Annotated in this window: 5 protein-coding genes and 1 tRNA gene; all 6 read left to right on the plus strand. The window is 69.9% G+C overall.

What is annotated here, in order from left to right; genetic code table 11:
* Window positions 1–7: 7 nt before the first annotated feature.
* Window positions 8–1840, plus strand: coding sequence for a flavin-containing monooxygenase (locus tag FHP29_RS11325; RefSeq protein ID WP_139622971.1), 1833 nt, complete (start codon window positions 8–10; stop codon window positions 1838–1840).
* A 91-nt stretch (window positions 1841–1931) separates the two neighbouring features.
* Window positions 1932–2003, plus strand: a tRNA-Val gene (locus FHP29_RS11330).
* Window positions 2004–2165: 162 nt separating this feature from the next.
* Window positions 2166–2447: an excalibur calcium-binding domain-containing protein gene (locus FHP29_RS11335; RefSeq protein WP_139622972.1), complete on the plus strand. Its 282-nt coding sequence runs from the start codon at window positions 2166–2168 to the stop codon at window positions 2445–2447.
* Between the two features lie 133 nt (window positions 2448–2580).
* Complete coding sequence (gene thrS / locus FHP29_RS11340; protein ID WP_139622973.1) at window positions 2581–4584, plus strand: threonine--tRNA ligase; 2004 nt, start codon at window positions 2581–2583, stop codon at window positions 4582–4584.
* 3 nt (window positions 4585–4587) lie between these two features.
* Complete coding sequence (locus tag FHP29_RS11345) at window positions 4588–5583, plus strand: glycoside hydrolase family 25 domain-containing protein (protein WP_139622974.1); 996 nt, start codon at window positions 4588–4590, stop codon at window positions 5581–5583.
* 40 nt (window positions 5584–5623) lie between these two features.
* Window positions 5624–6222: TetR/AcrR family transcriptional regulator (locus FHP29_RS21690; RefSeq protein ID WP_158296546.1), on the plus strand; the 599-nt coding region annotated here is incomplete at its 3' end.

Consider the following 6222-nt stretch of genomic DNA (forward strand, 5'->3'; position numbering starts at 1 on the left):
TCTCTGCATGACCCAGCTTGATGAACGCCCCGCCACCGGCGTCGACGACATCGCCACGGACCCGGCCACGGCCTGGTTCGCCGCCTTCGAGGACGCCCTCGCCGCTCGCGACATCGATCGTGCCTCGAACCTGTTCGCGGCCACGAGCTTCTGGCGCGACCTGATCGCCTTCTCCTGGAACCTCACCACCGTCGAGAACCCCGACGGCGTCGCCGACATGCTGACCCACAACCTGGACCGGGTCGACCCGAAGGGCTTCCGGCTCACCGAGCCGGCCGCGACCGCCGACGGCGTGACCACCGCGTGGTTCGAGTTCGAGACCGCCGTCGGCCGCGGCCGCGGCCTGCTCCGCGTCGTCGACGAGGACGGTCCGAAGGCGTGGACCTTCCTCACGACCCTCTACGAGCTCAAGGGCCACGAGGAGCCGATGCGGACGCGCCGGCCGATGGGCGCCGAGCACGGCGCCAACAAGTCGCGCGTCACGTGGCTCGAGAAGAAGCGGGCCGAGGAGGCCGGCTGGGGCGTCGACACCCAGCCCTACGCGCTCATCGTGGGCGGCGGTCAGGGTGGCATCGCCCTCGGCGCCCGACTCCGCCAGCTCGGCGTACCGGCCCTCGTCATCGACAAGCACGCCCGCCCGGGCGACCAGTGGCGCAAGCGCTACAAGTCGCTGTGCCTGCACGACCCGGTCTGGTACGACCACCTGCCGTACCTCAAGTTCCCCGAGAACTGGCCGGTCTTCGCACCCAAGGACAAGATCGGCGACTGGCTCGAGCACTACACCAAGGTCATGGAGGTGCCGTACTGGTCGAACACCGTCGCCACCGACGCGTCGTACGACGAGGAGGCCGGTGAGTGGACCGTCCACCTCGAGCGGGAGGGCAAGCCGCTGGTGCTCAAGCCCACCCAGCTCGTCATGGCCACCGGGATGTCCGGCAAGCCCAACATCCCGAGATTCCCGGGTCAGGACGTCTTCAAGGGCGAGCAGCACCACTCCTCGCAGCACCCCGGACCGGACGCGTACGCCGGCAAGAAGGTCGTGGTGATCGGCAGCAACAACTCCGCCTTCGACATCTGCGGGGCGCTGTGGGAGCACGACGCCGACGTCACGATGGTGCAGCGCTCCTCGACGCACATCGTCAAGAGCGACACCCTGATGGACATCGGGCTCGGGGACCTCTACTCCGAGCGCGCGCTGGAGGCCGGCGTCACGACGGAGAAGGCCGACCTGATCTTCGCCTCGCTGCCCTACAAGATCATGCACGAGTTCCAGATCCCGCTCTACGAGCAGATGAAGGAGCGCGACAAGGACTTCTACGACCGCATGGAGGCCGCCGGCTTCGACCTCGACTGGGGTGACGACGGCTCCGGGCTGTTCATGAAGTACCTGCGCCGCGGCTCCGGCTACTACATCGACGTCGGTGCCGCCGAGCTGGTGGCGAACGGCGACGTGAAGCTCGCCAAGGGCGAGGTCGACCACCTCACCGAGACGTCCGTGGTCCTCGCCGACGGCACCGAGCTGCCGGCCGACCTGGTCGTCTACGCCACCGGCTACGGCTCGATGAACGGCTGGGCCGCCGACCTCATCAGCCAGGAGGTCGCGGACAAGGTCGGCAAGGTCTGGGGGCTCGGCTCCGACACCACCAAGGACCCCGGTCCCTGGGAGGGCGAGCAGCGCAACATGTGGAAGCCGACCCAGCAGGAGAACCTCTGGTTCCACGGCGGCAACCTCCACCAGTCGCGCCACTACTCGCTCTACCTCGCCCTGCAGCTCAAGGCGCGCCAGGCGGGGATCGAGACGCCGGTCTACCGGCTCCAGGAGGTTCACCACACCGGCTGAGTCCAGGATGACCGGTGGGCGAGTCCCGATGTGAACCGCGGTGGCGAGATGCGTTAGAGTCTCGCACCGCGGTTCCTTCGGGTGCCGCTCCGGGCGATTGGCGCAGTGGTAGCGCGCTTCGTTCACACCGAAGAGGTCACTGGTTCGAACCCAGTATCGCCCACCGGAAGTCACAGCGGAGTCCCAGCCTCCGGCCTGCGAAGCGGGCCGGAGGCTGGCTCGCTTCCACCTGCCGTGCACGCCGCTTCCACGGCCGTCCCGGGACGGTCCCGACTTCGCCCGTTCCTCGGACGTCGCGGGCCGGCGCGACCTACGCTCCAGCGCCATGAAGAGCCGTCGTCTCGCCGCCGTCCTCGCGACCTCCGCCCTGGTGGCGCCCCTCTCGCTCGCCCTCGCGGCGCCCACTCAGGCCGCCGCGGCCGGACCGAGGGTGTTCGCGAACTGCACCGCGATGAACAAGGTCCACCCGCACGGCGTCGGCAGGCCGGGCGCTGTCGACAAGACGTCGTCGACGAAGGTCACCACCTTCACCCGCAACGCCAAGCTCTACCGGGCCAACGCCAAGAGCGACCGCGACAAGGACGGCATCGCCTGCGAGAAGAAGTAGGGCGGGGCGGACCGCGGGCTCAGGCGACCGCTGCGGCAACTGCCGCGCGGAGACGGCGGCTCGCTCGGTACGATCGTGAGTCCGGCGCGCGACCGGTCGCGCCGTCGCCACGAAACACCCGAGGAGCCCTTCCGTGCCCGACATCAAGGTCGCCGTACTCAGTCCTGACGCGCGCCAGGAGGAGACGGTCACGGAGGGCACCAAGGCCTGGGAGTTGTTCCGTGACGATGCCGACGTCATCGCCGTCCGGGTCTCGGCAGGCTCGACCTCCGGGCCGGAGCTCAAGGACCTCTCCTACGCGCTCGCCGACGGCGACGAGGTGGAGGGTGTGCTCATCGGCAGCCCCGACGGCCTCGACATCCTGCGGCACTCGACCGCCCATGTGCTGGCCCAGGCCGTGCAGCAGGTGTTCCCGGAGGCGAAGCTCGGCATCGGCCCGCCGATCCAGGACGGCTTCTACTACGACTTCGACGTCGAGACCCCCTTCGTCCCGGAGGACCTCGCGAAGCTCGAGACCGCGATGCGCAAGATCATCAAGGAGAACCAGCGCTTCGACCGCCGGGTCACCACCGACGAGGACGCGCTGGTCGAGTTGGCCGACGAGCCCTACAAGGTGGAGCTGATCGGCCTCAAGGGCAGCGCCGGCGAGGCCGCGGAGGGCGCCTCGGCCGAGGTCGGCGCCGGCGAGCTGACCATCTACGACAACATCAACCGCAGCGGCGAGGTCGCCTGGAAGGACCTGTGCCGCGGTCCGCACCTGCCGACCACCAAGCGGATCCCCGCGTTCAAGCTGATGCGGAGCGCGGCGGCGTACTGGCGCGGCGACGAGAAGAACAAGCAGCTCCAGCGCATCTACGGCACCGCGTGGCCGAGCAAGGACGAGCTCGACGCCCACCTCCACCGCCTCGAGGAGGCCGAGCGCCGCGACCACCGCAAGCTCGGCCGGGAGCTCGACCTGTTCAGCTTCCCCGACGAGATCGGCTCCGGCCTGCCGGTGTTCCACCCCAAGGGCGGTGTGATCAAGCGGGCGATGGAGGACTACGTCCGCGAGCGCCACATCGCGGAGGGCTTCGAGTACGTCGGCACACCGCACATCGCCAAGGAGGGACTGTTCTACACCTCCGGACACCTGCCCTACTACGGCGAGGGGATGTACCCCTCGCTCGACGTCGACGGCATGGAGTACCGCCTCAAGGCGATGAACTGCCCGATGCACAACCTCATCTACCGCTCCCGGCAGCGCTCCTACCGCGAGCTGCCGTTGCGGCTCTTCGAGTTCGGCCACGTCTACCGCCACGAGAAGTCCGGCGTGATCCACGGCCTGACCCGGGTCCGCGGGTTCGCGCAGGACGACTCGCACTCCTACGTCACCCCGGAGCAGGCGCCGGCGGAGGTCGAGCACCTCCTCAACTTCATGCTCAGCCTGCTGCGCGACTTCGGGATCGACGACTTCTACCTGGAGCTCTCGACCCGCGACGAGTCGAAGGACAAGTTCATCGGCTCCGACGAGGACTGGGCGGCCGCGACCCAGGTGCTCGAGGACGTCGCCCGTGCGACCGGTCTCGAGCTCGTCCCCGACCCGGGCGGCGCGGCCTACTACGGCCCCAAGATCTCGGTGCAGGCCAAGGACGCCATCGGGCGCACCTGGCAGATGGGCACCGTGCAGTACGACTTCAACCAGCCCTCGCCCGACCGCTTCAACCTCGAGTACGTCGCCGCGGACGGCAGTCGCCAGCAGCCGGTGATGATCCACTCCGCGAAGTTCGGCTCGATCGAGCGCTTCATGGGTGTGCTCGTCGAGCACTACGCCGGCGCCTTCCCTCCGTGGCTCGCGCCCGTGCAGGTCCAGGGCATCCCGATCGCCGAGCGGCACGTCGACTACCTCCACGAGGTGGCGGCCGAGCTGCGCAAGCAGGGGATCCGCGTCGAGATCGACGAGTCCGACGACCGGATGCAGAAGAAGATCCGCAACGCCCAGCTGCAGAAGGTGCCGTTCATGGTCATCGCCGGTGACCAGGACGTCGAGGCCGGCGCGGTGAGCTTCCGCTACCGCGACGGGCGCCAGGACAACGGTGTGCCGATCGCGGAGGCCGTCGCGCGCGTCGTCGCGGCGGTCGACGCGCGCGAGCAGGTCTGAGACATGGCCGGCGCCGTGCGCCGGACGGTCCTCGGGTGTGCCGCGACGCTGGCGCTCGTCGTACTGGCGGGCTGCGGCGGGTCCGACCCGTCGGGTGCGCCGCCGCTGCCGCCGGTCAGCACCCCGACCGCGACGGAGACGGTCGACGAGGGTGTCCCCGACGGTGACGCCGGGGAGCCCGGAGCCGACGCGAGCGACCTGGCCAGCCTGGCGGAGAAGGCGGCACGCGAGGCCGGGCAGCGGCCGACGAGCGACATCGCTCCGCGGGATGGCGAGGTGCTCGGCGGCGACGTGAGCTGGCCGCAGTGCCCACCCGGCACGGGCATCCCCGAGAAGCAGGGCAAGGGCCTGCCGATGCCGCTGCCCGAGGCGGAGTACGTCGTCCTGGGGCTCACCAACGGACCGGGGTTCACCCCCAACCCGTGCCTGGCCGACCAGGTCGCCTGGGCGAAGGCCAACGACGTGCTCGTGTCCGTCTATGCGGTCTCGAGCTATCCGAGCAGCGCCACGTTGAAGAAGTACGGCGCCGACGGACCCTACGAGGCGACCGATCGGCTCGGAAGGCTGCGCAACGTCGGCTACCAGCAGGCGCGCTTCAACATCGGGACGATGGGCCAGGTGGGCCTGGTCAGCCCGATCGTGTGGATCGACGTCGAGCCCGTGCCGAACTTCGACTGGAGCTCCGACCTCGCCGCGAACGCGGCGGTCATCGAGGGGGTCGCGCGCGGCTACACCGACGCAGGGTTCGCGATCGGCGTCTACTCGACGCCCCATCTGTACCGCGGCGTGGTCGGCGACCTGAGCCTCGGCGGGGTGCCCGAGTGGCGCGCCGCCGGCCAGACCTCGCGCGCCGAGGCGCTGCACCGGTGCGGACCCGACTGGTCCATCCAGGGCGGGATCGCGGTCATGGGACAGTGGGTCGAGCAGGGGCGCGATCTCAACGTGACCTGTCCGGGCATCGCGGCCGACCTCGGGCGCTGGTTCCACCGGTTCTCGTGACCGGACGCCTGCTTCCGCCGGGACGTGAGAGGGTTTGCCGATGACTTCGGAGGGTGGGGGGCCCGAGCCGCTGGACGGACGGCGCCGCCGCTGGCAGGAGCACAACCAGACGCGTCGCCAGGTGATCATCGACGCGGCGATCGCCGTCCTCGAGCGCCAGTCGCCGGGGGAGGAGTTCCAGCTCCAGGCCGTGGCCGGCGAGGCGGGCATGAGCCGCACCGTGATCTACCGCCACTTCGAGGACCGCTCCGACCTCGACCGTGCCGTCCAACGCGAGATCTGTGATCACGTGCGCAGCGAGCTGCTGCCGGCGCTGTCGTACGACGGCACCCCCGACCAGATCATCCATCGCGTCGTCGGCAACTTCGTGCGCTGGGCCGAGGCGCACCCCGCCCTCTACTGGTTCGCCGAGCGGGATCTGGCCGGCTGGGGGCCCAGCCCGCTCAGCCAGGCGGTCGAACAGGTCGCCGAGAGCATCGAGGCGATCATGGCGATCGTCGTCGCGGCCCTGGGTGGCGAGCTCGCCGACGACGACCGCGCGGCCCTCGACCCGTGGGTGTTCGGCATGATCGGCGCGGTGTTCGCGGCAGTACGACGCTGGCTCGAGCGTGACGTGCGCGAGCCCGACATCGAGGCCTG

Source organism: Nocardioides albidus (genome assembly GCF_006335005.1).
Classification (GTDB): domain Bacteria; phylum Actinomycetota; class Actinomycetes; order Propionibacteriales; family Nocardioidaceae; genus Nocardioides; species Nocardioides albidus.

Coding starts and splice junctions, on each gene's coding strand:
- FHP29_RS11345 (WP_139622974.1), top strand. CDS start 4,588: ATGGCCGGCGCCGTGCGCCGGACGGTCCTCGGGTGTGCCGCGACGCTG.
- FHP29_RS11325 (WP_139622971.1), top strand. CDS start 8: ATGACCCAGCTTGATGAACGCCCCGCCACCGGCGTCGACGACATCGCC.
- FHP29_RS11335 (WP_139622972.1), top strand. CDS start 2,166: ATGAAGAGCCGTCGTCTCGCCGCCGTCCTCGCGACCTCCGCCCTGGTG.